Annotated in this window: 18 protein-coding genes; 9 read left to right on the top strand and 9 right to left on the bottom strand. The window is 68.7% G+C overall.

Translation table 11 applies throughout. From position 1 onward, the window contains the following. Positions 1-134 precede the first annotated feature (134 nt). Positions 135-365 carry a hypothetical protein gene (locus tag QRN16_RS19095; protein WP_081821417.1) on the bottom strand — a complete coding sequence of 77 codons (231 nt, stop codon included), beginning with the start codon at positions 363-365 and terminating at the stop codon, positions 135-137. A gap of 169 nt (positions 366-534) precedes the next feature. On the opposite strand from QRN16_RS19095, the gene coaE reads away from it, so the two are divergent. Then, positions 535-1,752: a dephospho-CoA kinase gene (gene coaE / locus QRN16_RS19100; RefSeq protein ID WP_285188949.1), complete on the top strand. Its 1,218-nt coding sequence runs from the start codon at positions 535-537 to the stop codon at positions 1,750-1,752. A 7-nt stretch (positions 1,753-1,759) separates the two neighbouring features. On the opposite strand, the gene QRN16_RS19105 is transcribed toward coaE, so the two are convergent. Both QRN16_RS19105 and QRN16_RS19110 read right to left on the bottom strand, forming a co-directional pair. Further along, positions 1,760-2,281, bottom strand: a complete 522-nt coding sequence (locus tag QRN16_RS19105) for a ribonuclease FAU-1 family protein (protein WP_056448098.1) — start codon at positions 2,279-2,281, stop codon at positions 1,760-1,762. A 23-nt stretch (positions 2,282-2,304) separates the two neighbouring features. Continuing rightward, entirely contained in the window at positions 2,305-3,828 is a 1,524-nt protein-coding gene (locus QRN16_RS19110; protein ID WP_056447957.1) for an ATP-dependent DNA ligase, read from the bottom strand. A gap of 109 nt (positions 3,829-3,937) precedes the next feature. Here QRN16_RS19110 and uvrB point away from each other — a divergent pair, with 109 nt between their 5' ends. Next, positions 3,938-6,100, top strand: a complete 2,163-nt coding sequence (gene uvrB, locus QRN16_RS19115) for an excinuclease ABC subunit UvrB (RefSeq protein WP_027506756.1) — start codon at positions 3,938-3,940, stop codon at positions 6,098-6,100. A gap of 57 nt (positions 6,101-6,157) precedes the next feature. Here uvrB and QRN16_RS19120 read toward each other — a convergent pair whose 3' ends face one another. Then, positions 6,158-7,042 carry an ABC transporter permease gene (locus QRN16_RS19120; protein ID WP_222638621.1) on the bottom strand — a complete coding sequence of 295 codons (885 nt, stop codon included), beginning with the start codon at positions 7,040-7,042 and terminating at the stop codon, positions 6,158-6,160. Continuing rightward, positions 7,039-9,927: an alpha/beta fold hydrolase gene (locus QRN16_RS19125; protein ID WP_082544653.1), complete on the bottom strand. Its 2,889-nt coding sequence runs from the start codon at positions 9,925-9,927 to the stop codon at positions 7,039-7,041. Before QRN16_RS19125 ends, QRN16_RS19120 begins: the two co-directional genes overlap by 4 nt. A gap of 127 nt (positions 9,928-10,054) precedes the next feature. On the opposite strand from QRN16_RS19125, the gene QRN16_RS19130 reads away from it, so the two are divergent. Beyond that, positions 10,055-10,507, top strand: coding sequence for a universal stress protein (locus QRN16_RS19130; RefSeq protein ID WP_027506754.1), 453 nt, complete (start codon positions 10,055-10,057; stop codon positions 10,505-10,507). A 56-nt stretch (positions 10,508-10,563) separates the two neighbouring features. Here QRN16_RS19130 and QRN16_RS19135 read toward each other — a convergent pair whose 3' ends face one another. The 3 genes from QRN16_RS19135 to QRN16_RS19145 form a co-directional block, all read right to left on the bottom strand. Next, positions 10,564-12,849, bottom strand: coding sequence for a HelD family protein (locus QRN16_RS19135; protein WP_285188959.1), 2,286 nt, complete (start codon positions 12,847-12,849; stop codon positions 10,564-10,566). 155 nt (positions 12,850-13,004) lie between these two features. Then, positions 13,005-14,027, bottom strand: a complete 1,023-nt coding sequence (locus QRN16_RS19140) for a DoxX family protein (protein WP_285188961.1) — start codon at positions 14,025-14,027, stop codon at positions 13,005-13,007. 163 nt (positions 14,028-14,190) lie between these two features. Next, positions 14,191-14,880 (bottom strand): MBL fold metallo-hydrolase, encoded by a 690-nt coding sequence (locus QRN16_RS19145; protein WP_285188964.1) that lies wholly within the window; start codon positions 14,878-14,880, stop codon positions 14,191-14,193. A 210-nt stretch (positions 14,881-15,090) separates the two neighbouring features. Here QRN16_RS19145 and uvrA point away from each other — a divergent pair, with 210 nt between their 5' ends. After that, positions 15,091-18,009: an excinuclease ABC subunit UvrA gene (uvrA, locus tag QRN16_RS19150; protein WP_222627015.1), complete on the top strand. Its 2,919-nt coding sequence runs from the start codon at positions 15,091-15,093 to the stop codon at positions 18,007-18,009. A 19-nt stretch (positions 18,010-18,028) separates the two neighbouring features. On the opposite strand, the gene QRN16_RS19155 is transcribed toward uvrA, so the two are convergent. Beyond that, on the bottom strand, positions 18,029-18,421 hold the full coding sequence (locus QRN16_RS19155) for a DUF1844 domain-containing protein (protein WP_285188967.1): 393 nt from the start codon (positions 18,419-18,421) through the stop codon (positions 18,029-18,031). Positions 18,422-18,922: 501 nt separating this feature from the next. Between QRN16_RS19155 and infC the strand changes: the two genes are divergently transcribed. From infC to pheS, 5 genes are all read left to right on the top strand, one after another. Then, the gene (gene infC, locus QRN16_RS19160; RefSeq protein WP_285189073.1) at positions 18,923-19,600 is read left to right on the top strand and encodes a translation initiation factor IF-3; all 678 of its coding nucleotides are present in this window, start codon (positions 18,923-18,925) and stop codon (positions 19,598-19,600) included. Between the two features lie 50 nt (positions 19,601-19,650). After that, on the top strand, positions 19,651-19,845 hold the full coding sequence (rpmI, locus tag QRN16_RS19165) for a 50S ribosomal protein L35 (protein WP_027506747.1): 195 nt from the start codon (positions 19,651-19,653) through the stop codon (positions 19,843-19,845). 47 nt (positions 19,846-19,892) lie between these two features. Beyond that, positions 19,893-20,282, top strand: coding sequence for a 50S ribosomal protein L20 (rplT, locus tag QRN16_RS19170; RefSeq protein WP_027506746.1), 390 nt, complete (start codon positions 19,893-19,895; stop codon positions 20,280-20,282). Next, complete coding sequence (locus tag QRN16_RS19175; RefSeq protein ID WP_285189076.1) at positions 20,282-21,121, top strand: TrmH family RNA methyltransferase; 840 nt, start codon at positions 20,282-20,284, stop codon at positions 21,119-21,121. Before rplT ends, QRN16_RS19175 begins: the two co-directional genes overlap by 1 nt. 85 nt (positions 21,122-21,206) lie before the next feature. Further along, the gene (gene pheS, locus QRN16_RS19180; protein WP_235578964.1) at positions 21,207-22,286 is read left to right on the top strand and encodes a phenylalanine--tRNA ligase subunit alpha; all 1,080 of its coding nucleotides are present in this window, start codon (positions 21,207-21,209) and stop codon (positions 22,284-22,286) included. Positions 22,287-22,299: the final 13 nt, after the last annotated feature.

The following is a 22,299-nucleotide window of genomic DNA, read 5'->3' on the forward strand; positions in this document are numbered from 1 at the left end:
AGAGAAGCCCCGAACCGCACAGGTTCGGGGCTTCTCCCGTTCGTGGCACCGGCACCCGACCGGCTCCACACACGAGAGAAGGCCCGATCCGCGCAGGATCGGGCCTTCTCTCGTGTGGTCGGTGGTGCGGTGGGTCAGCTCGCTGCGGCTGCACTCCAGCCGGTGCCCATCTGCACGCCGCGCTTGCGCATGGACGCGAAGCTGTGGCGGGCAGGGCTGATGAGCGAGGTGAACCAGTTGCGGCGATGTTCCGCCAGCGCATCGGCGACCTGAGGGATCAGGATGCAGTGGACGCCGTCGGACATGCCCAGGCGGTGCCGTCCGGACTGCATCCGACCGACTCCCTCTCCCGCAATGGTGTTCATGCCCGTCCTTTACCTGTCGAGTACCGTCTCGCGGAGCCTTCCGGAGAAAATACGAAAGCCTGTTGTGCGCCTCGAAGATAACCGACAGGTTGGGAAACATGGTGCATTTGAGACTGGTGATTCGCGGCGTGTTGATGCGCTGCGCGCCGGACTCGGCCACACTGGGTGCGTGTTGAGAATCGGATTGACCGGTGGAATGGGCGCGGGGAAGTCGACGGTGTCACGCACCCTCGCCGACCTCGGCGCCGTGGTGGTGGACGCCGACAAGATCGCGCGCGAGGTCGTGGAGCCGGGCACGCCCGGACTGGCCGCTCTCGTCGAGCGCTTCGGCGGGGACATCCTGGCAGACGACGGCAGCCTGAATCGACCGGCGTTGGCAGCCAAGGCCTTCGGGGACGAGGAATCCCGCCTCGCTCTGAACGGCATCCTGCACCCCTTGATCGGGCAGCGCACGACCGAACTCGTGAACAGCGCTCCGCCGGACTGCGTCCTGGTGCACGACATCCCGTTGCTCGTCGAATCTCGCACCGCCGCAGCCTTTCACCTCGTCGTGGTCGTCCACGTCGAGGCGGAGGAGAGGGTGCGACGGCTGGTGGCCTCGCGTGGACTGAACGAGGACGACGCCCGCGCCCGCATCGCAGCCCAGGCGACGGACGAGCAGCGCCGCGCCGCCGCCGACGTGTGGCTCGACAATTCCGGGACACCGGAGGCGTTGGAGGCCACCGTCCGTGAACTCTGGGCCGATCGTCTCGAGCTCTTCGCGGCCAACCTCCGCTCGGAGACCGTGGCCCGGACCGCCCCCCGCGTAGTGCCGGCCGACCCGATGTGGCCGGCCGAGGCACAGCGCGTGATCGATCGTGTGCGCCTCGCCTGCGGCGACCGAGCGCTACGGATCGACCACATCGGATCCACCGCGGTTCCCGACTTCCCGGCGAAAGACGTCCTCGACATCCAGGTGACGGTGGCGGATCTCGCCACCGCGGACGCACTGCGCGATCCGTTGACGGCGGCCACCTTTCCGCGCATCGAACACATCACGGCCGACGACCCGAAGCCGTCGGCGGTGCCGGGGGAAGCCGATCCTGCACTGTGGGAGAAGCGTCTGCACGGCGCAGCCGACCCGGGCAGACCGGTGAACATCCACCTCCGGGTCGACGGGTACCCCGGACAGGTCTTCGCGCTCATGTTCCGAGACCGGCTTCGCGCCGACCCCGCCGCTCGGGAGGCGTACCTCGACGTGAAGACCCGTGCTGCCTCGCGAGCCGCGGAACACAGCGAGTACGTGGACGCCATCGAGGCGTTCGTGGGGGAGAAGGCACCGTACTTCGACACTGTGTATCCCGAGGTCGTGGAGTGGGCGGCTCGGACGGGGTGGAAAGCCGACTGATCGCTCCTCAGCGATCCGCCCAGTGGGTCGTCATGCCGAGAGCGGCGAGCCATCCGTCGACGTCGTGGTTCGCCGCCGCGATTCCGTCCACGGCGTCGGACGCCCGACGGATGGCGGCCTCCGTCGTCCGCGCGTCGAGCAACCCGGTGCTGTGCGCGACGAGCAACTCGTCGACGTCCAGGAGCTCGGCGTCGCGGCCGGTACGTACGACGATGTCGAGGTAGTGGTCGACCGAGTGCCACACGTCCCCGTCGCGGACGAACTCGCCGATGTCGACGTAGTGATTCTGGTCGCGGACATGCGTGGGCAGGTAGTGGAAGATCGACGCGCGGATACCCAGGCTGGGGACGATCCACGACTCCAGGTAGTCGAAGGACGGATGGTCCGACGGACGGGCCATGTAGAGCCCCCAGTCGGTCGTCTCGTACACGTCGACCGGGCGGACGACACCTTTCGGATCGGTGTTGGTGCGTCCCGCGACGTCGAACACCTCGACCTTCGGTGGGTGCACGTGTGCCAGACCCGTCATGGTCCGCACCGTACCGCGCACCGTCACGGAGCGGGCGGCGCGAACATGCTGCGCACGCCGTCGAGCGTGTCGGCGTCCGCAGCCACCTTGTCGTCGCGGTAGCGGACCACGCGCGCGAATCGGAGTGCGATGCCGCCCGGATAGCGCGAGGAACGCTGCAGTCCGTCGACCGCGATCTCGACGACCTGCTCGGGCCGCACGTGCACCACGTGCGAGGTCCGTCCCGTCTCGAGAGCCAGGAACCGCTCCGTCTGCCAGGCGAGCATCTCGTCGGTCATGCCCTTGAAGGTCTTGCCCAGCATCACGAACCCGCCGGCAGGATCCACTGCGCCCAGGTGGATGTTGGACAGCAGACCGGACCGGCGACCGGATCCCCACTCGACTGCGAGCACCACCAGGTCGAGCGTGTGCACCGGCTTCACCTTGACCCAGGCGGCGCCGCGCCGTCCCGCGTCGTACGGCGCATCGAGGTTCTTGACGACCACACCCTCGTGACCGGACGCGACCGCCGACGCCGCGAACGAGTCCGCGGCCTCGAGGTCGGCCGTCACCAGCCGCGGCACACGGTTGCCCTCCGGGATCAGAGCGTCGAGAACGGCCAGCCGCTCGTGCAGCGCACGGTCCAGCAGGTCCTCACCGTCCAGGTGCAGGATGTCGAAGAAGAAGGGCGTCACGGCCACACCGGTCGACTGCGCTGTGCGTGACGCCGTCTCCTGGAAGGCCCGCGGACGTCCCTGTTCGTCCAGGGCCAGTGCCTCGCCGTCGAGCACCACGGAGGTGAGCGGCAGGGCGCGCACGTACTCGACGACCTCGGGCAGGCGTGCGGTGATGTCGTCGAGACTGCGGGTGCTGATCGAGACGTCCTCACCGCGACGGTGGACCTGCACACGGATGCCGTCCAGCTTGGTGTCGAGCGCCACGGCGCCGGCGGCGCCACCGGCCGCCTTCGCCACGCCCTCGGCCACGGTGGGGGCGCTGGAGGCCAACATGGGGAGCACCGCTCGGCCCACGGTCAGTCCCAGCTCCGCGAGTGCCGCAGACCCGCCGGTGAACGCGGCCGTCGCGGCCGTCACCGTGGATCCCGACAGCATCGCGGCCCGGCGCACCTCGGGGAGCGGGACGTCGGCCGCGGCCGCCACGGCTTCCTGGACCAGCGCGTCGAGCGCACCCTGGCGGACCTCACCGGTGACCACGCCGCGCAGCCAGGTCTGTTCCGTGTCGGTGGCGCTGCCGAACAGAGCGGACACCGCCGCCGCGCGTGCTGCCTGCGATCCCGGACCCGCCATCGTCGAGACGGCGTCGAACGCCGCGTCGACGGCGGCGACCGTCAGCGTCGGTGCGTCGGCGGCCGGGGGGAGAGTGGCGACGCTGCGCCACCCCAGGCCGGTACGGCGTTGACGCAGAGTGCCGGACGCGTAGAGCGTCACCAGGGCGACCTCCTCGGGAGCGCACTCGGACAGCAGCGCGGCGAGCGCCAGGACCTTGGCCTTGCGGGACCGGGTGGCGGCCACCGTGGCCGAGGTCGCGACGACGCGTGCGAGCAGCATGGGCTCATTGTGACGCGCAGGTCCGACAGCGACGGTCGGTGTACCCGCTGCCGGGTCGTGTGACCCGCCGAACGGCGACTGTGTCGGTGGTCGGGCCTACTCTGGTGGTATGGCTTTTGCAGCTGAACAACCCGTCCTGGCGCACTCCGAGTTCCGTCCCGTGGGCGACATCGAGCGCAGCGATCGTCCCTTCGAGGTGGTCAGCGAGTACAGCCCTGCGGGCGATCAGCCGACGGCCATCGCGGAGCTGACCAAGCGGGTCCAGGCGGGCGAGAAGGACATCGTGCTCCTGGGCGCCACCGGCACCGGAAAGTCGGCCACCACCGCGTGGTTGATCGAGCAGGTGCAACGGCCCACGTTGCTCATGGCGCCCAACAAGACGTTGGCTGCGCAGTTGGCCAACGAACTGCGAGAGATGTTGCCCAACAACTCCGTCGAGTACTTCGTCTCGTACTACGACTACTACCAGCCCGAGGCGTACATCGCGCAGACCGACACCTACATCGAGAAGGACTCGTCGGTCAACGACGACGTCGAGCGGCTCCGTCACTCGGCGACGGCGAATCTGCTGTCCCGTCGCGACGTCGTGGTGGTCGCCTCGGTGTCGTGCATCTACGGTCTCGGCACACCGCAGTCCTACGTGGACCGGTCGGTGCATCTCGAGGTGGGGCAGGAGGTCCCGCGCGACAAGTTCCTCCGGCTGCTCGTCGACGTGCAGTACACCCGCAACGACATGGCGTTCACCCGCGGATCGTTCCGTGTGCGCGGCGACACCGTCGAGATCATCCCGTCCTACGAGGAACTCGCCGTCCGGATCGAGTTCTTCGGCGACGAGATCGAGGCGCTGTACTTCCTCCATCCGCTCACCGGCGACGTGGTGCGCCAGGTCGACAGCGTGCGCATTTTCCCGGCGACCCACTACGTCGCCGGGCCCGAGCGCATGGAGCGTGCGGTGCGGGACATCGAGGCCGAGCTCGAGGAGCGGCTCGCCGATCTGGAGGGCAAGGGCAAGCTGCTCGAGGCCCAGCGGTTGCGCATGCGTACGCAGTACGACCTCGAGATGATCAAGCAGGTCGGCTTCTGCTCCGGCATCGAGAACTACTCGCGCCACATCGACGGGCGACCTGCCGGGACTGCGCCGGCCACACTCATCGACTACTTCCCGGACGACTTCCTGCTCGTCATCGACGAGTCCCACGTGACGGTGCCCCAGATCGGTGCCATGTACGAGGGGGACATGTCGCGCAAGCGCAACCTCGTGGAGTTCGGCTTCCGGCTGCCGTCGGCCACCGACAATCGCCCCCTGACGTGGGAGGAGTTCACGCAGCGCATCGGGCAGACGGTGTACCTGTCGGCCACCCCCGGCAAGTACGAGCTGGGACAGAGCGGCGGTGAGGTCGTCGAGCAGGTCATTCGCCCGACCGGCCTGGTCGACCCCGAGATCGTCGTCAAGCCCACCAAGGGCCAGATCGACGACCTCGTGCACGAGATCCGCCAGCGCACCGAGAAGGACGAGCGCATCCTGGTCACCACGCTGACCAAGAAGATGGCGGAGGATCTCACCGACTACCTCCTCGAGCTCGGTATCCGGGTGCGCTACCTGCACTCCGACATCGACACTCTCCGACGCGTCGAGCTGCTGCGTCAGCTCCGGCTCGGCGAGTACGACGTGCTCATCGGCATCAACCTGCTCCGTGAGGGTCTGGACCTCCCGGAGGTCTCCCTCGTCGCGATCCTGGACGCCGACAAGGAGGGCTTCCTGCGCAGCGGGACCAGCCTGGTGCAGACCATCGGCCGTGCGGCCCGAAACGTGTCCGGCCAGGTGCACATGTACGCCGACAAGATCACCGACTCGATGCAGTACGCCATGGAGGAGACCGAGCGTCGCCGCGCCAAGCAGATCGCCTACAACGAGAAGATGGGTGTGGATCCGCAGCCGCTGCGCAAGAAGATCGCCGACATCCTCGACCAGGTGTACGAGGAGGCGGAGGACACCGAGGCCACCGTGGACATCGGTGGATCGGGCCGCAACGCGAGCCGTGGCCGGCGGGCGCCCGGCGAGGCGGGACGAGCCGGCAGCAGCGGTGTCGTGGAGGGGCGCGACGTCTCGACCATGCCGCGCGCCGAGCTGGCAGACCTGGTCAAGCAGCTCACCGATCAGATGATGAACGCGGCGCGCGAACTTCAGTTCGAGCTGGCAGGCCGTCTGCGCGACGAGATCCAGGACCTCAAGAAGGAGCTGCGCGGGATGGACGCCGCGGGCCTGTCCTGACCCGTCCTCGCACACGAGAAGGCCCGGCACCGACGGACACGGTGCCGGGCCTCGTCGTCAGCTTGTGATGTCCTTCGTCGCGAATCGTCGCCACGCGATGATGCCGAAGATCGTGGCGTACGCGAGCGAGGAGAAGGCGCCGTCGAGCAGGTCGTTCCACGACAGCGTCGGTGACAGCACGCCCGTCCACGACGTCGAGTAGTGGCCGGGCAACAGGTTGCGCAGTGATCCCAGTGCCGTGATCTGATCGAGGATCTGGGCCACGATCGACACCATCACCGTGCCGCCGACCGCGCCCAGGGGCGCGTCGGTGGACACCGACAGGGCGAGTGCCAGCCCGGCCACCCACGTCAGATTGATCGCGATGAAGACGACGCCGATCGCGAGCCTCCCGATCGACAGCCCGAACGACAGGGCATCGCCGAAGGGTGACACCAGCGACCCCAGGCCGTACAGCACGCTGCCCAGGATGAGCGACACCCCCACGAGCGTGAGCAGCGCGGCCAGCGACAGGATCGCCGACACCAGGGCCTTCTGTCGCAGCAGCCGACCTCGCGGAACAGGAACCGCGAGCAGGTAGCGCAGACTCGACCACGATGCCTCGCTGGCGATCGCGTCGCCGAAGAACAGCGCCACCACCACGATCAGCAGGAATCCCACCGACACGAACAGGGCGAAGACGAGAAAGTTCACCCCGCTCTGCGTGCCCAGGTCGATGAGGCTCCCGCTGGCGGTGTCGGAGTCCGACCCGCCCACCGTGAACGCGATGGCCATGATGACGGGCAGCAACGCGAGGAAGCCCAGGGACAACTGGGTTCTCCGCCGCGTGAACTGCCGCGTCAGCTCGGTCCGTAGCGACAGCGTGCCCGCGGGGGTGTACCCCGCGACCCGGCCGTCCGGATGCGCCGCGGCGGTGGTCGTCGGTCGACTGTCGGCGCTCATGTGGTCGTTCCGTTCCCCGAGGATGCTTCCGCCGCATGACGGAGTCGGTCGGTGTCGTCGTGCACGAGGTCGAGGAAGACGTCCTCGAGTCGTGTCGATCGCGACGCGGAGGAGACGCCGATACCGGCGCCCACCAACGTCCGCACCACCATCGCGGGATCGAGCACTCCGAGCTGCGCCTTGATCGCGCCCTCCGGTTCCGCCTCGACGACCTCGCCCATGCCGTCGATGCCTCGCAGCACCGAGACGGCATCGGCGGGCCGATCGACACGGAACTCCAGCGGACCGCTCGCGCCGATCAGATCGTCGACCGTCCCGGAGCTGATGACGACGCCCTTGTTCATGACGACGACGTGCGTGCAGGTCTGCTCGACCTCCGCCAGCAGGTGGCTGCTGACCAGGACCGTGCGTCCCGTCTGCGCGTAGCGGATGAGGACGTCGCGCATGGTGCGGATCTGGGGCGGGTCGAGCCCGTTGGTGGGTTCGTCCAGGACCATGAGGTCCGGGAGTCCGAGCATCGCCTGCGCGATGGCGAGCCGTTGCCGCATGCCCTGGCTGTACGACCGGACCTTGCGGTGGATCGCCGTGCCGAGGTCGGCGATCTCGAGTGCCTCCTCGAGATGGGCGTCCTCCGCCGGTCGGCCGGTCGCCTTCCAGTACAGGTCCAGGTTCTCCATCCCCGAGAGATGGGGAAGGAATCCGGACCCCTCGACGAAGGAACCGAGTCGGGACAGGACCGGCGCCCCCGGAGAGACCAGGTGCCCGAAGACCCGGATCTCGCCGCTGGAGGGCGTGATGAGGCCCATCAGCATGCGCAGCGTGGTGGTCTTGCCGGCGCCGTTGGGGCCGAGGAGCCCGAGCACCTGCCCCGCGCCGACGCGGAACGACACGCCGTCCACCGCGCGGAAGCCGTTGGAGTAGCTCTTCGCGAGATCGGTGATCACCAGCGGGACGTCCACCAGCGACTCGTCCACCTCGGCGACGGTGCGACGCCGGGAGATGAACGATGCGAGAGCGACGAGGGCGGCGACCAGCACGGCGAGCCCCGCGATGCCCACGACGGGGACCCACGGGAACGTCGACTCCGCGTTCTCGGCGGGTACCTCGGGCAGCGCGAGCGTGGCGTCGGAGAGTGTGACCGACACCGCCGCGGGCTCGAGCGGGACGGCGTAGGCCTGGTCGGTGGTGGAGAACGCCACCTCGACGCGATTCCCGGCGGCGACCTGGTATGCCATGCCCGGCAACGTGACGCTCACCGTGGAGGGCTGGTCGGACGGGGGGACCCGCACCGCGGACACCAGGCCGTTGGGCAGAGTGCGTCGACCGTCGTCAGACACGTCGTACAGCTTGGCGAAGAGCACGGTGCCGCTCGGCGAGGTGGTCGGACCGACGGTGACGGACACCGACGACGTACCGACGATCGTGTACGACGAGTCGAGCGGCTCCGTGACGAACGACGCGGTCTGTCCCGGGATGTCGCCCGTCAGGAGTGCGCTCGCGGCCCCGCCGAGCCCGGCCGCGGCGCCGCCGAGGACCGAGGCGGAGCCGACCCCGGGCAGAGACGTGAGAGCAGCCGGGGACCCACCGGGCGGCCGGACGACGGTCTGAGTGTCGTTGCCGGTGGCCGAGGTGAGCGGGAAGTCCTGGCGTTCGGTCGGAGTGGCGTCCGAGAGCCCCGGATACGCGGCGGCGGTGAGCTCGCGAGCCCGATCGCCCTGGTCGGTCGGATCGCCCGCCAACGCGTACGTGAACGCCGAATCGGCGCGCGGGGAGTCGGTCCCGTCCCCGATCAGATGCTGCACCAGGAAGTCGGCGACCGCACCGTCCGCGGTGGCGTCGGTCCCGCCGGCATCGTGGCCGCCGTCGAACCACCGCACCTGGACCGAGCCACCGGCCGCCGCGATCTGCCGCGCGGTGGCGTCGGCCTGGTCGAGTCCGAAGAGGGTGTCGCGCTGGCCCTGCACGAGCAGGGTGGGTGCGGTGATCGAGGAGGCGAACGACCGGGGCGAGCGCGCACGCAGCAGTTCGCTGGTGGCCTCGGACGGTTGTCCGCTCACCGCGGACTCCGCGTACGCGAGACACACCTGGAGGGCGAACCGGCCGCATGCTCCAGCGGGGGCGGTCGATGTCGGAGCGTCGCCGGCTCCACCGGGAGCGGGGGCCGCACCGGCGCCGAAGAAGATGCCGGCCCAGCCGCGCTTCAGGACGCCGGCGTCGCTGCCCTCGGACACGGCGGGTGTCGGTGCCTGCGACGACGGCTCGGCCACCGAGTAGTTGGGAAAGAGGGACTGGTTCAGGTCGTTCCACGTGATCGAGGCGGCGTCCGCGTCGATGCGAGGATCGGTTCCGGCCGCCATGAGCGCGAGCGCGCCGCCGTAGGAACCACCGGCGACGCCGACCCGAGGGTCACCCGGGGAATCGAGTTGCACCTCGGGGCGAGTGGCCAGGTAGTCGATCAGCCCGCGAGCGTCGGCCACCTCACGATCGGGATCGTTGAGGCCGATGCTGCCGGTGCTGAGGCCGAAGCCGCGCGCGCTGTACGCGAGGACGACGAGCCCTCGCGACGCGAGATCCCGTGCCTGGGCGGCCACCGAGTTCTTGTCGCCGCCGAAGCCGTGGGCCAACAACACCGCCGGTACGGGCCCGTCCGTGTCCGGCAGGTACAGCGTCGTGTCGATGTCGACGGTGGCACTGCTGCCCGGACTCTCCGGCAGTGTGCGGACGGCGTCCTCGGTCCGCACCGACGACGCGGAACCGTTCGAGTCGCGCAGAAGTGCGAAAGACGCCACGGCGAGGGCGAGGACGACGAGCACCGCGACGACGACGATCACCGGTCGTCCGAGCGTCGAGGCGCGTCCGGGCAACCGGAATCGGGGTCGTGGCATTACTTCAATGTATGCGAGGGGAGAGACACGTGCTTTCGACCGGAAGCCGCGTCGGGCGGTCGCCGCTGCGACTAATGTCTCGAATCGACACTCGATGATCGTCGGGACATGACCACTGGAGGAATGTATGAGCGCTTACCGCAACGTCGTCGTCGGAACCGATGGCTCCGATTCGTCACTGCGGGCCGTGGAGAAGGCGGCAGCGCTGTCGGGCGATTCCGCCGCGACGCTCTACATCGCGTGTGCGTACTACCCGGCGGACTCGAAGGCGTCCTCGCAGGACGCGGACGCACTGAAGGACGACGCGTACCAGATCACGGGATCCGCTCCGACACAGGAGATTCTGCGTGTCGCGCGGGAGCGTGCGGTGGCGGCCGGCGCCTCGTCGATCGAGGAGCGTCCCGTGGTGGGCAACCCCGTCGACTCGCTGCTCGAGCTCGTCGGCGAGGTGAAGGCGGATCTGCTCGTGGTGGGAAACCGTGGACTGAACTCGCTCACCGGCCGCCTGCTCGGCTCGGTTCCGTCCGATGCGGCTCGCAAGGCGCGCTGCGACGTGTTGATCGTGCACACCACGCACTGACTCTCGAACCACCGCTGGATGCCGTCACGGCACGATCCGTTCGTGCCGTGACGGCATCACTGCGTCACGGGGGCGATGGGTCCCATCACGTCCGGTAGCGGCGATGTGTGGACGATTCCCAGCCGCTGTGTCGCGCGCGTGAGCGCGACGTACAGATCGTTCAGGCCGCGGGCCGAGTCGTCCACGATCCGTGCGGGTTCCACGATGAGCACCGAGTCGAACTCGAGTCCCTTCGCGTCGCGCACCGTGCACACCCGGACGTCGTCGGCCCCCAGGTGTGCGAGCCGCGCGGCGATGTCCGCGGGTGCCAGCACCGCCGACATCCCCGGGCGCGGATGCGCGGCGACGTGGCGTTCGACCGCCGACACCAGATCGTCCTCCGTGACTCGATGCGCCCACGGCGTCTCACCGTTGTCCCGCACCGACCGCGGGATCGATGCGGCCGGGTCGAGCGTCGAGAGAACTCGCCGGGCGATCTCCATGATCGCCGCGGGGGTGCGGTAGTTCACGGTGAGTTCGGTCAGCTTCCACCGTTGCGCCACATAGGGGCCCAGGACGTCCTGCCAGGACGAGGCACCCGCCGTGTCGCCCGTCTGGGCCACGTCGCCCACGAGGGTCATCCATCGATTGGGTATGCGGCGCATGACCATCCGCCACGCCATCTGCGAGAGTTCCTGCGCCTCGTCGACGATGACGTGGCCGTAGGTCCACGTGCGGTCGCCGGCCGCGCGTTCGGCCGCCGTCAACCGGCGTCCGTGCCCCTGACGCTGGGCGAGTCTGTCGGCGTCGATGAGGTCGTACGCCATGAGGATCTCCGGATCGAGTTCGTCCTCGAGATCCTGCGGTGCCGATCCGGTCAGGATGTCGAGAGCGCCCTGGGCGTCCTCGATCTGGGCGCGCCAGCGACGCTGTTCCCGTTCGCGTTCCGCGGCGTCGTCGATACCCAGGAGCTCGGCGAGCTCGTCGAGCAGGGGAGCGTCGGCACCGCTGAAGCGTCCGTCGTCCGACCGTTCGAGGGCGGCACGGTCCTCGGGGTCCCACCCCGGTGCGGCCGTCCGCAGCCGTTCGGCCGAGGCCAGCAGCCCGGCGAGAACGTCCTGGGCGGACAGCTCCGGCCACAGTGCGCCGATCGCACCCATCAGTTCGGGGCTCTCCCGCATCTCGTCGCGGATGTCGGCTATGTCGTCACGGCTCAGCAGATTCGACCCGTCGAGCACGTCACCGCCCACGATGGCGGCGAACTGGTCGGCGAGCAGATCGATCATGGTGGACACGAAGATCGGTCGAGCGAGGTTGTGGGGTCGACGCGAGGACCGCGCTCGTCCCCGTGCGCGCGTGACCATCTTGCGGTCGATCCGCAATGTGTAGGTGTCGAAGTCGACCGACACCGGCTCCGACGGAACTTCCTGACGGTCGCGCACGGCGGCGATCAGGACGTCGACGATGTCGAGGGAGCCCTTGAGTTCCGCCGCGCGCGCGGAGTCCTCGCGGCTCGCGTCGACACCCGGGTACAGATCCCCGATGGTCGACAGCAGCACCCCCGTCTCGCCCAGGGAGGGCAGCACCTGGCCGATGTAGTCGAGGAAGGTGCTGTTCGGTCCGATGATCAGCACGCCGCTCTTGTCCAGCTGCTTGCGGTACGTGTACAGCAGGTAGGCGGCGCGATGCAGGGCCACCGCCGTCTTGCCGGTGCCGGGACCACCCTGCACCACCAGGACGCTGCGATGCGTGGACCGAATGATGTCGTCCTGCTCGCGCTGGATGGTCTCGACGATGTCGTTCATCTGTCCCGTGCGTGCGGCGTTGAGCGCGGACAGCAGAGCACTCTCACCGGCGACACCGTCCGATCCGGTGGCGACGCCGGCGTCCTGCGCCGTCCGGAGGTCCAGGTACTCGTCCGCCACCCCGGTGACGCGACGACTGCGCGTCCGGATGTGGCGACGGCGTACGACGCCCTCGGGGGCGGCGGGCGTGGCGAGATAGAACGGGCGGGCCAGCGGGGCGCGCCAGTCGTAGAGCAACGACTGGTAGTCGTCGTCCTCGTCGAGGATGCCGACACGGCCGATGTAGCGCGGCGCGTCGTCCTCGACGTCGATCCGGCCGAAGCACAGACCGTTCTCGGACGCGTCGTACTTCGCGATGTCGTCGTTGTAGAGAGCCGAGTAGGACTCGCGTTCGCTGCGCGCCTGCGGTGTCCCGCCCGTCTGGAGCAGGACGGCGCTCAGCCGGGACCGTGCATAGGTCCGCAGAGCGTCGAGGCGGTCGTAGAGCAGGGTGACGCGCTGTTGTTCCTGATCGAGGTCGGCGTCGTGCAGATCTGTCGGGGTGCCCTGATCCGGCACATGGTCTCCTGTACGCGAGTAGGGCGGGGTGACGAGGGCGGTCGTGCACCTCTCGGCGGCGCACGGAAGCGCCAGAAAAGTCTACGGGCTCCCGACGGCAACGGCCGGTGCCCCCGATCTCTCGGGAACACCGGCCGTGTGCTGCGGGGAAAAGATCAGAGGTACTGGTGCACCGTGCCCTCGGCGCGGGCCCGTGCCTCCTTGGCGCGCTTCTCGGCTTCCTTAAGCGAGGCCTGCAGCTGCTTCTGCGCGTCCTTGCTGGTGGACTTGTACTGCTTCTTGTACTCCTTGCGCGCTGCGTCGAACTGCTTGCGCGCGTCCTTGCCGGACTTCTTGGCCTGCTTGCGGGCCTTCTTGCCGTACTTCTCCGCCAGATCGCTGCCGTCGGCCTTGGCCTTCTCGGCCAGCTCGGCACCGCGGGACGCGGCGATCTCGGCGTACTTGCTGCCGCGATCCTGGGCGACGTCGGCGAACTCGGATGCGCGTGCCGCGGCCAGATCGGCCCACTTGGCACTGCGCTCCTTCGCCAGCTCGGCGAGCTTGCCGCCGCGATCCTGGGCGACGTCCGCCAGCTCGGCGCCACGCTGCGAGGCGATCTCGACGAGCGGCTGTGCGCGCTCGGCGGCGACGCCCGCGAGCTCCTTGGCGCGCTCGCCGGCGTGGGCGAGCGTCTCGGAGCTGTCCGAGGAGGACACCAGCGGGAGGGCGCCGGCGACGGCGACCTTGGCCGACTTGGCCGCCTTGCGACCGCGCCAGGCGACGGACGGCTTGCCCTCGGTGTCGACGGCGGCGATGAGCAGGCCGCCGAGGAGGCTGACGTTCTTGATGAACTGGGTGCGCTGCAGCGCCTTCGCCTGCGGGTCCGTCTCGTTCCAGAAGGAGTGACCCGCGAGGGTCGTCGGGACGAGGCTGCCCGCGAGCACGGTGGACGCGAGGCGCGGCGCCCGACCGGTCGCGAGAAGGAATCCGCCGCCGATCTGCACCGCGGCGTTGATCTTGACCAGCGTCTCGGGGTCGGAAGGAACGTTCTGCGTCACCTCGTCGGGAAGGGCGTCCTGGCTCTTCTCGATCAGAGGCTTCGCGGCCTGAGCCCTTCCGGCGGGGTTGCGCAGCGCATCCACGCCTCCTGCGATGAAGATGGATGCGAGCATCGGTCGGGCGATCCGGCGGACAATCACTGAGCCTCCTGCGTTGCGGCTGTGGTGTGGGGGACTGCTCTGGCTGCACGAGTGCGGTTGTTCACGCCCATGACATGCATGTGACGCTCTCGAACTGTATCCATACCCCCCGCCCCGGCGATTGAATCGCGGGGCGGGCGGGGGACCGGATCGTGGTGACGGATCACCAGCCGCGGGTCCGCCATTCGTGAAGGTGAGGACGTTCCGAGCCCAGCGTCGTGTCCTTGCCGTGGCCCGGGTAGACGACCGTTCGATCGTCGTAGCGACCGAAGATCCGCGATTCCACGTCGTCCAGCAGCGACACGAAGTTCGCCTCTCCGTCGGTCTTGCCGACGCCGCCGGGGAAGAGCGAGTCGCCGGTGAACAGGTGCACGACGCCGCTCTCGGGGTCCGTGAGCGCGAGCGCGATCGACCCGGGAGTGTGGCCGCGGAGGTGGATCACGTCGAGGGTGACGTCGCCGACCTGCACGGAGTCGCCGTCGTCGAGCAGGCGGGTGGGGGCGACGGGGAGCGGTTCCGCATCGAGCGGATGTGCCGCCGACGGGGCGCCCGTCGCCGATGCGACGTCCTCGAGTGCCTGCCAGTGGTCGAAGTGCTGGTGCGTCGTGACGATCAGCGAGACCTCGGGTGCCACGTGGTCGACGACGGCGCGCAGCGTCGGAGCGTCGTTCGCGGCGTCGACGAGCAGCGATCGGCCCGTCCGGGAACAGACGACGAGGTAGGCGTTGTTGTCCATCGGGCCCACCGAGGTCTTCACGATCGTGGCGTGCGACAGGGTCCGGCGCTGCGAGGCCGTCCCCACGGACACCTCGCCGGTGTAGTCGTCGGAGATCGTCGGTGCATTCTCGGTCATGAGCGTGAGATTACCCACGATGACCGGTCGTGAGCCGGGCGCGGAGCCCGTCGGCCGGTCGAGTCTGTCGGACCTCGGGCATATGGTCGTCGAAGCCTGTCGTGTCCGAACACGACATGTCCGACGAAGAGTGGGCAGTTCACGCGGTCGACGAGAGAGTCGACGCAGCACGTTGCACGGCCGTGGGCCGTGACGAAGGAGAGGACAACCGTGGCGGATCGCCTGGTAGTGCAGGGCGCACGCGAACACAATCTCAAGGGCGTCGACATCGATCTGCCCCGGGACAGTCTCATCGTGTTCACCGGTCTGTCCGGGTCGGGCAAGTCGAGCCTGGCGTTCGACACCATCTTCGCCGAGGGTCAGCGCCGCTACGTCGAGTCGCTCTCGGCCTACGCGCGCCAGTTCCTGGGCCAGATGGACAAGCCGGACGTCGACTTTATCGAGGGCCTCTCGCCCGCGGTCTCGATCGATCAGAAGTCGACCAACCGCAACCCGCGGTCCACGGTCGGCACCATCACCGAGGTCTACGACTACCTGCGCCTGCTCTACGCACGCGCCGGCACGGCGCACTGCCCGCAGTGCGGTGAGCGCATCGCCAAGCAGTCGCCCCAGCAGATCGTCGACCAGGTGCTCGCGATGGAGGAGGGCCTGCGTTTCCAGGTGCTCGCTCCTGTCGTGCGCACCCGCAAGGGCGAGTTCGTCGATCTCTTCGAGCAGCTCAACACGCAGGGTTACTCGCGTATCCGCGTCGACGGCACCGTGCACCAGCTCACCGATCCGCCCAAGCTGAAGAAGCAGGACAAGCACGACATCGAGGTGGTGGTCGACCGCCTGACCGTCAAGGCGTCGTCCAAGCAGCGGCTCACCGACTCGGTGGAGACCGCGCTGCGCCTCGCCGACGGCATCCTGGTGCTCGACTTCGTCGACCGCGAGGAGAACGCCGCCGACCGTGAGCGCCGGTTCTCCGAGCGTCTGGCGTGCCCCAACGGGCACCCGCTGTCCGTCGACGAACTCGAACCCCGCGCGTTCTCGTTCAACTCGCCCTACGGCGCGTGCCCCGAGTGTGCGGGACTCGGCATCCGCAAGGAGGTCGACCCCGAACTGGTGGTTCCGGACCCCGATCTGAGCCTGGCGGACGGCGCCATCGCGCCGTGGTCCATGGGCCAGACGTCCGAGTACTTCGGCCGGCTGCTGTCCGGGCTCGCCGACGCCATGGGCTTCGACATCGACACACCGTGGCGGAAGCTGCCGGCCAAGGTGAAGCGTGCCGTCCTCGAGGGCAGCGAGCATCAGGTGCACGTCCGCTACAAGAACCGGTACGGACGCACCCGGTCCTACTACGCCGAGTTCGAGGGCGTCATGCCCTTCCTGCACCGTCGGATGGATCAGACCGAGTCGGAGCAGATGAAGGAGCGCTACGACGGCTACATGCGGGAGGTCGACTGCCCGGTGTGCGAGGGTGCCCGCCTGCGCCCCGAGATCCTGTCCGTGACCATCGCCGCGGGCGATTTCGGGGACAAGTCCATCGCCGACGTGTGTGCACTGTCCATCTCGGAGTGCTCGAACTTCCTCAACACGCTGACGCTCGGTCCGCGTGAGGAGGCCATCGCCGGCCAGGTGCTCAAGGAGATCCAGGCCCGCCTCGGCTTCCTGCTGGACGTGGGACTCGAGTACCTCACGCTGTCGCGCGCGGCAGGAACGCTGTCGGGCGGCGAGGCGCAGCGCATCCGCCTGGCGACGCAGATCGGCAGTGGTCTCGTCGGAGTCCTGTACGTGCTGGACGAGCCGTCCATCGGCCTGCACCAGCGGGACAACCGCCGGCTCATCGACACGCTCACGCGGCTGCGCAACCTCGGCAACACGCTCATCGTCGTCGAGCACGACGAGGACACCATTCGCACGTCCGACTGGGTCGTCGACATCGGCCCGCTCGCCGGTGAGCGCGGCGGACGTGTCGTGCACAGCGGAACCTACGAGACGCTTCTCACCAACGCGGAGAGCCTCACCGGGGCGTACCTCTCGGGTCGCTCGGCCATCGATGTCCCGGCGGTACGTCGCCCGATCGATCCCAAGCGCAAGATCTCCGTGATCGGTGCCCGGGAGCACAACCTGCAGGACATCGACGTCAGCTTCCCGCTGGGAGTGCTCACCTCCGTGACGGGCGTGTCGGGATCGGGCAAGTCCACGCTGGTCAACGACATCCTGGCGACGGTGATGGCGAACAAGCTCAACGGCGCTCGTCAGGTACCCGGTCGGCACACCCGCGTCAACGGCCTCGACCAGCTGGACAAGCTGGTCCGGGTCGACCAGTCACCCATCGGCCGTACGCCGCGGTCCAACGCGGCCACCTACACCGGGGTGTTCGACAAGATCAGGACACTGTTCGCCGCGACGACCGAGGCCAAGATCCGTGGCTACCAGCCGGGTCGGTTCTCCTTCAACGTGAAGGGCGGCCGGTGCGAGGCGTGCTCGGGTGACGGCACCCTGAAGATCGAGATGAACTTCCTGCCGGACGTCTACGTGCCGTGCGAGGTATGCCACGGTGCCCGGTACAACCGGGAGACGCTCGAGGTCCACTACAAGGGCAAGACCATCGCCGAGGTGCTGAACATGCCCATCGAGGAGGCGGCCGACTTCTTCGAACCGATCACCTCGATCCACCGGTACCTCAAGACGCTGAACGAGGTGGGCCTGGGCTATGTCCGTCTGGGGCAGCCGGCCACCACGCTGTCCGGCGGCGAGGCGCAGCGTGTGAAGCTGGCCGCAGAGCTGCAGAAGCGCTCCATGGGACGCACGGTGTACATCCTCGACGAGCCGACCACGGGTCTGCACTTCGAGGACATCCGCAAGCTGTTGCTGGTGATCAACGGTCTGGTGGACAAGGGCAACACCGTCATCGTCATCGAGCACAACCTGGACGTCATCAAGACGTCCGACTGGGTCATCGACATGGGACCCGAGGGCGGATCCGGCGGCGGAACGATGGTGGCCGAGGGCACTCCCGAGCAGATCGCCGCCGTGCCCGAGAGCTACACCGGCAAGTTCCTGCAGGAGTCTCTCGACGCCGCCTCGACCCCACCGGTCCCGGTCAAGCGGACCCGCAAGCGCAAGCCTGTCGCGGTCTCCTGACCGGGCCGTCGCGTGACGGTCAGTGGACGGGCCCGGTGTACTTCTCGCCGGGCCCGGCGCCGGGCGCGTCCGGGTGCGCCGACTGCTCGCGGAACGCCTTCTGCAGTGCCTGCAGCCCTTCGCGGATGGGGCCGGCGTGCGGCCCCAGGTACTCCACGGAGGCCGTGACCAGTCCGGCGAGTGCGGTGATCACGCGTCTCGCCTCGTCGAGGTCGAGGTGGGGGCTGTCGGACGGATCCGCGTCGGAGAGTCCCAGCTTCTCGGCGGCGGAGCTCATGAGCATCACCGCGGCGCGGCTGATGACCTCGATCGCAGGGACGTCGGCCAGTTCACGCACGTCCGGCTCGAGCTGCGGCGCATTGCCCTCCACCTGGGGAGCACCGGCCTGAACGGCATCATCGGGAGTCGTCATGACATCAGACGATGCCACGATGCGCCGACACCGACGTCCCCGCCCGGTGCGTGACCGGACGGATTCGGTCCGCGAGGGCACCTGGTGTTATTCTTCTTTCCACGACCGCCTTCAGGTGTGTCCGTGTCGGCGCGTGAGTGCCGGGCACGGATGCGGAACCCGGAGGCAGCAAGTGGAGTCCGACTCCCACCACCGCACGGTTCGCCGGGCAGTGGTTCCGGTCCTTCCCAGCCACATCGGGAAGTGGTGCGCTTCGTCGACGAGACGAGGTGGCCCGCGGATGGTGACATCCGTCGACCGGTCGGTACCGGACCCCGCTGCTCGCGATCTCGATCGTGAGCGACGGGGTTTTCGTCGTTCGGAAGGTTCCCGCGGGAACAAATCGGGTGGCCACGGTGTCGAGGTAGACGGAGAGCACGAGCGCCGGTGTGGAGCGCGTAGGACGGCGCACCGCATCGGGTCGAGCACCACCATCCGTCACCGCACTACCGAGGAGGCCCCATCAGCACTGAGACCCGCATCAACGATCGCATCCGAGTTCCCGAAGTCCGACTCGTCGGACCTGGCGGTGAACAGGTGGGGATCGTGCGTGTTGAAGATGCACTCCGCCTGGCTGTCGAAGCCGATCTCGACCTCGTCGAGGTCGCACCCGACGCCCGTCCGCCGGTCTGCAAGATCATGGACTACGGCAAGTTCAAGTACGAAGCCGCGCAGAAGGCTCGTGAGTCGCGCAAGAACCAGACGCTCACGGTCATCAAGGAGCAGAAGCTTCGTCCCAAGATCGACGACCACGACTACGAGACGAAGAAGGGCCATGTCGTCCGCTTCCTCGAGGCCGGGTCCAAGGTCAAGGTGACCATCATGTTCCGTGGACGCGAGCAGTCGCGGCCCGAACTCGGTTACCGCCTCCTGCAGCGCCTGGGCGCCGACGTCGCCGAGCACGGCTTCGTCGAGACCTCGGCCAAGCAGGACGGCCGCAACATGACGATGGTCCTGGCTCCGCACAAGGGCGCCAAGACCAGGGCGAAGGCAGCGGAGGCGTCCAACGCACCGCGCGCCACCGTGCCGCCGCCGGCCTCCGCGCCGACTGCTGCACCCGCCGCCGAGGCGACACCGCCGGCATTCGCTGCTCCGCAGACGCCGGCGACGCCGCAGGCACCAGCCACACCGAGCGCCTGAGCGTTCGGATCCACCAGCACCACCGACCGAAGTAACAGAACTGAGGACTCATGCCCAAGTCGAAGACTCACAGCGGCACCGCGAAGCGATTCAAGGTGTCCGGTAGCGGAAAGATCCTGCGCCAGAAGGCCGGCCGCCGCCACCTGCTCGAGCACAAGTCCTCGCGCGTGACGCGTCGCCTCGACGGCAAGGCCGTCGTCAGCCCCAACGACGTTCCCCGCGTCAAGCGGCTTCTCGGTCTCTGATCTCTTTCCCACCCGGGCCCTAGGCCCCACTACGACAGGATTCACCAGTGGCACGCGTGAAAAGGGCGGTCAACGCCCAGAAGAAGCGTCGTTCGATTCTCGAGGCGTCCAGCGGATACCGCGGGCAGCGTTCGCGTCTCTACACCAAGGCGAAGGAGCAGCAGCTCCACTCGCTCACCTACGCGTACCGCGATCGCCGCGCTCGCAAGGGTGACTTCCGCAAGCTGTGGATCACGCGTATCAACGCGGCAGCTCGGGCGAACGACATCACGTACAACCGTTTCGTGCAGGGTCTGAAGATCGCCGAGGTCGAGGTCGACCGCAAGATCCTCGCCGAGCTCGCGGTCTCCGACGCTGCGGCGTTCACCGCACTCGTCGAGATCGCCAAGGCGGCACTGCCTGCCGACATCAACGCACCGGCCGGAGAAGCAGCCTGATCAGGCGCTTCGACGACACTCCGTCACGACCCGCGGCGCCGCTCACCGAGCGGACTCCGCGGGTCGTTTCGGCTGTCAAGCTGCAGCGCGGCGTCGAACGTCGGCGAACCGGCCTCTTCCTCGCGGAGGGCGAGAACGCGGTGACCGAGGCGGTCGCCGCCGGTGTCGTGCGCGAGGTGTTCGCCACCGAGCGCTGGTTCGACGAGCACCGCGGACTGATCGAGGCGTCGGCCGCGGCCGGTGCGCAGCCGCAGCTGATGACCGAGCGCGCGGCGAAATCGCTGTCGGACACCGTGACGCCGCCGGGAATCGTGGCCGTGTGCACGTCCGTCGTCGTCTCCCTGGCCGAGGCGTTGGCCGCGAACCCGTCACTCGTGACGGTCGTCGTCGACATCTCCGAGCCGGGCAACGCGGGCACCATCCTGCGCGTCTCGGACGCCGCCGGCGCCGGCGCGGTGATCTTCGCCGGGGACAGTGTCGATCCGCTGAACGGCAAGAGCGTCCGCGCGTCCGCCGGAAGTCTCTTCCATCTCCCCGTCGCACGGGAGCGTTCGGTGACGGCGGTACTCGACGCGGTCCGTGCGACCGGCGCCAGTCTGCTGGCGACGACCGTCGACGGTGAACTGGACCTCGACGACGCCGACGACGCGCTGGCCGGGCCCACCGCCTGGGTGTTCGGCAACGAGGCGCACGGGCTGTCCCGCGAGGTCGCGGCTGCTGCGGATCACCGGGTGCGCATTCCCATCCACGGCCGCGCCGAGAGTCTCAACCTCGCCACCGCGGCCGCCGTGTGTCTGTACGCCGGTGCGCGGGTGCAGCGCCGCGGGGGCACCGCCTAGGCTTTCCCCGCCGGGTTCTGCCCGGCGACCGTGAGGAGCACCGCGACAGAGGTGCTCGCCGATCGAGACGATGGAGTGTGTGGACGTGGAGCGCAACGAGGGTGAAGCGCAGGCCGATCAGGCCGTTGCCGACGCGGAGGCGCTGACCGACGCGGCGCTGGACGCAGCCGTCACCGAGGCCGAGTCCGCCTTCGCCGCCGCGTCCGACATCGACGCTCTGTCCGAGGCCAAGATCCACCACATCGGGAACAAGGCGCCCCTCGCGCTCGCACAGCGCGCGTTGGGCTCGCTGCCGAAGACCGAGCGGGCTGACGCCGGCAAGCGGGTCAAGGTGGCGCGTGACCGCGTGCGGATCGCGTTCGACGATCGTCGTGAGGTGCTGCTCGCCGAACGTGACGCGGCCGTGCTCGTCGCCGAGGCGATCGACGTGACCCTGCCGTCCGTCCGCCGCCCGGTGGGTGCCCGCCATCCCATCACCGTCATCGCCGATCAGGTCGCCGACGTCTTCGTGGCGATGGGGTGGGAGGTGGCCGAGGGCCCGGAGGTGGAGACCGAGCACTTCAACTTCGACGCGCTCAACTTCCTGCCCGACCATCCCGCGCGGACGATGCAGGACACGTTCCACGTCGCGCCCGAGGGGTCTCGTCAGGTGCTGCGCACGCACACCTCGCCGGTGCAGGTGCGGTCGATGCTCGAGCGCGACCTGCCGATCTACGTGGTGTGCCCCGGGCGCACGTTCCGTACGGACGAACTCGACGCGACGCACACGCCCGTCTTCCATCAGGTCGAGGGACTCGCCGTGGACAAGGGGCTCACGCTCGCCAATCTCCGCGGCACGCTCGACGCGTTCGCGCGTGCGTTGTTCGGCCCGGAGACGCGGACCCGGATGCGCCCCAACTACTTCCCGTTCACCGAGCCGTCCGCGGAGGTGGACGTGTGGTTCCCCCGCAAGAAGGGTGGAGCGGGCTGGGTCGAATGGGGTGGCTGCGGCATGGTGAATCCGAACGTGCTGCGCGCCTGTGGCGTCGACCCGGAGATCTACAGCGGGTTCGCCTTCGGTATGGGCCTCGAGCGAACGCTGCAGTTCCGCAACGACATTCCCGACATGCGCGACATCGTCGAGGGCGACGTGCGGTTCAGCCTGCCCTTCGGCGTGGCCGGCTGACGCTCGGCCCCTG

The sequence above is a fragment of the Rhodococcus sp. MEB041 genome, from assembly GCF_030208955.1.
Lineage (GTDB): Bacteria > Actinomycetota > Actinomycetes > Mycobacteriales > Mycobacteriaceae > Rhodococcoides.

Excerpts from the sequence above, each read along its gene's own strand:
- QRN16_RS19130 (WP_027506754.1), top strand. The coding sequence starts at position 10,055 with ATGAGCGCTTACCGCAACGTCGTCGTCGGAACCGATGGCTCCGATTCG.
- QRN16_RS19120 (WP_222638621.1), bottom strand. The coding sequence starts at position 7,042 with ATGAGCGCCGACAGTCGACCGACGACCACCGCCGCGGCGCATCCGGAC.
- QRN16_RS19105 (WP_056448098.1), bottom strand. The coding sequence starts at position 2,281 with ATGACGGGTCTGGCACACGTGCACCCACCGAAGGTCGAGGTGTTCGAC.
- uvrB (WP_027506756.1), top strand. The coding sequence starts at position 3,938 with ATGGCTTTTGCAGCTGAACAACCCGTCCTGGCGCACTCCGAGTTCCGT.
- rpmI (WP_027506747.1), top strand. The coding sequence starts at position 19,651 with ATGCCCAAGTCGAAGACTCACAGCGGCACCGCGAAGCGATTCAAGGTG.
- QRN16_RS19145 (WP_285188964.1), bottom strand. The coding sequence starts at position 14,880 with ATGACCGAGAATGCACCGACGATCTCCGACGACTACACCGGCGAGGTG.
- QRN16_RS19095 (WP_081821417.1), bottom strand. The coding sequence starts at position 365 with ATGAACACCATTGCGGGAGAGGGAGTCGGTCGGATGCAGTCCGGACGG.
- QRN16_RS19155 (WP_285188967.1), bottom strand. The coding sequence starts at position 18,421 with ATGACGACTCCCGATGATGCCGTTCAGGCCGGTGCTCCCCAGGTGGAG.
- QRN16_RS19125 (WP_082544653.1), bottom strand. The coding sequence starts at position 9,927 with ATGCCACGACCCCGATTCCGGTTGCCCGGACGCGCCTCGACGCTCGGA.
- QRN16_RS19110 (WP_056447957.1), bottom strand. The coding sequence starts at position 3,828 with ATGCTGCTCGCACGCGTCGTCGCGACCTCGGCCACGGTGGCCGCCACC.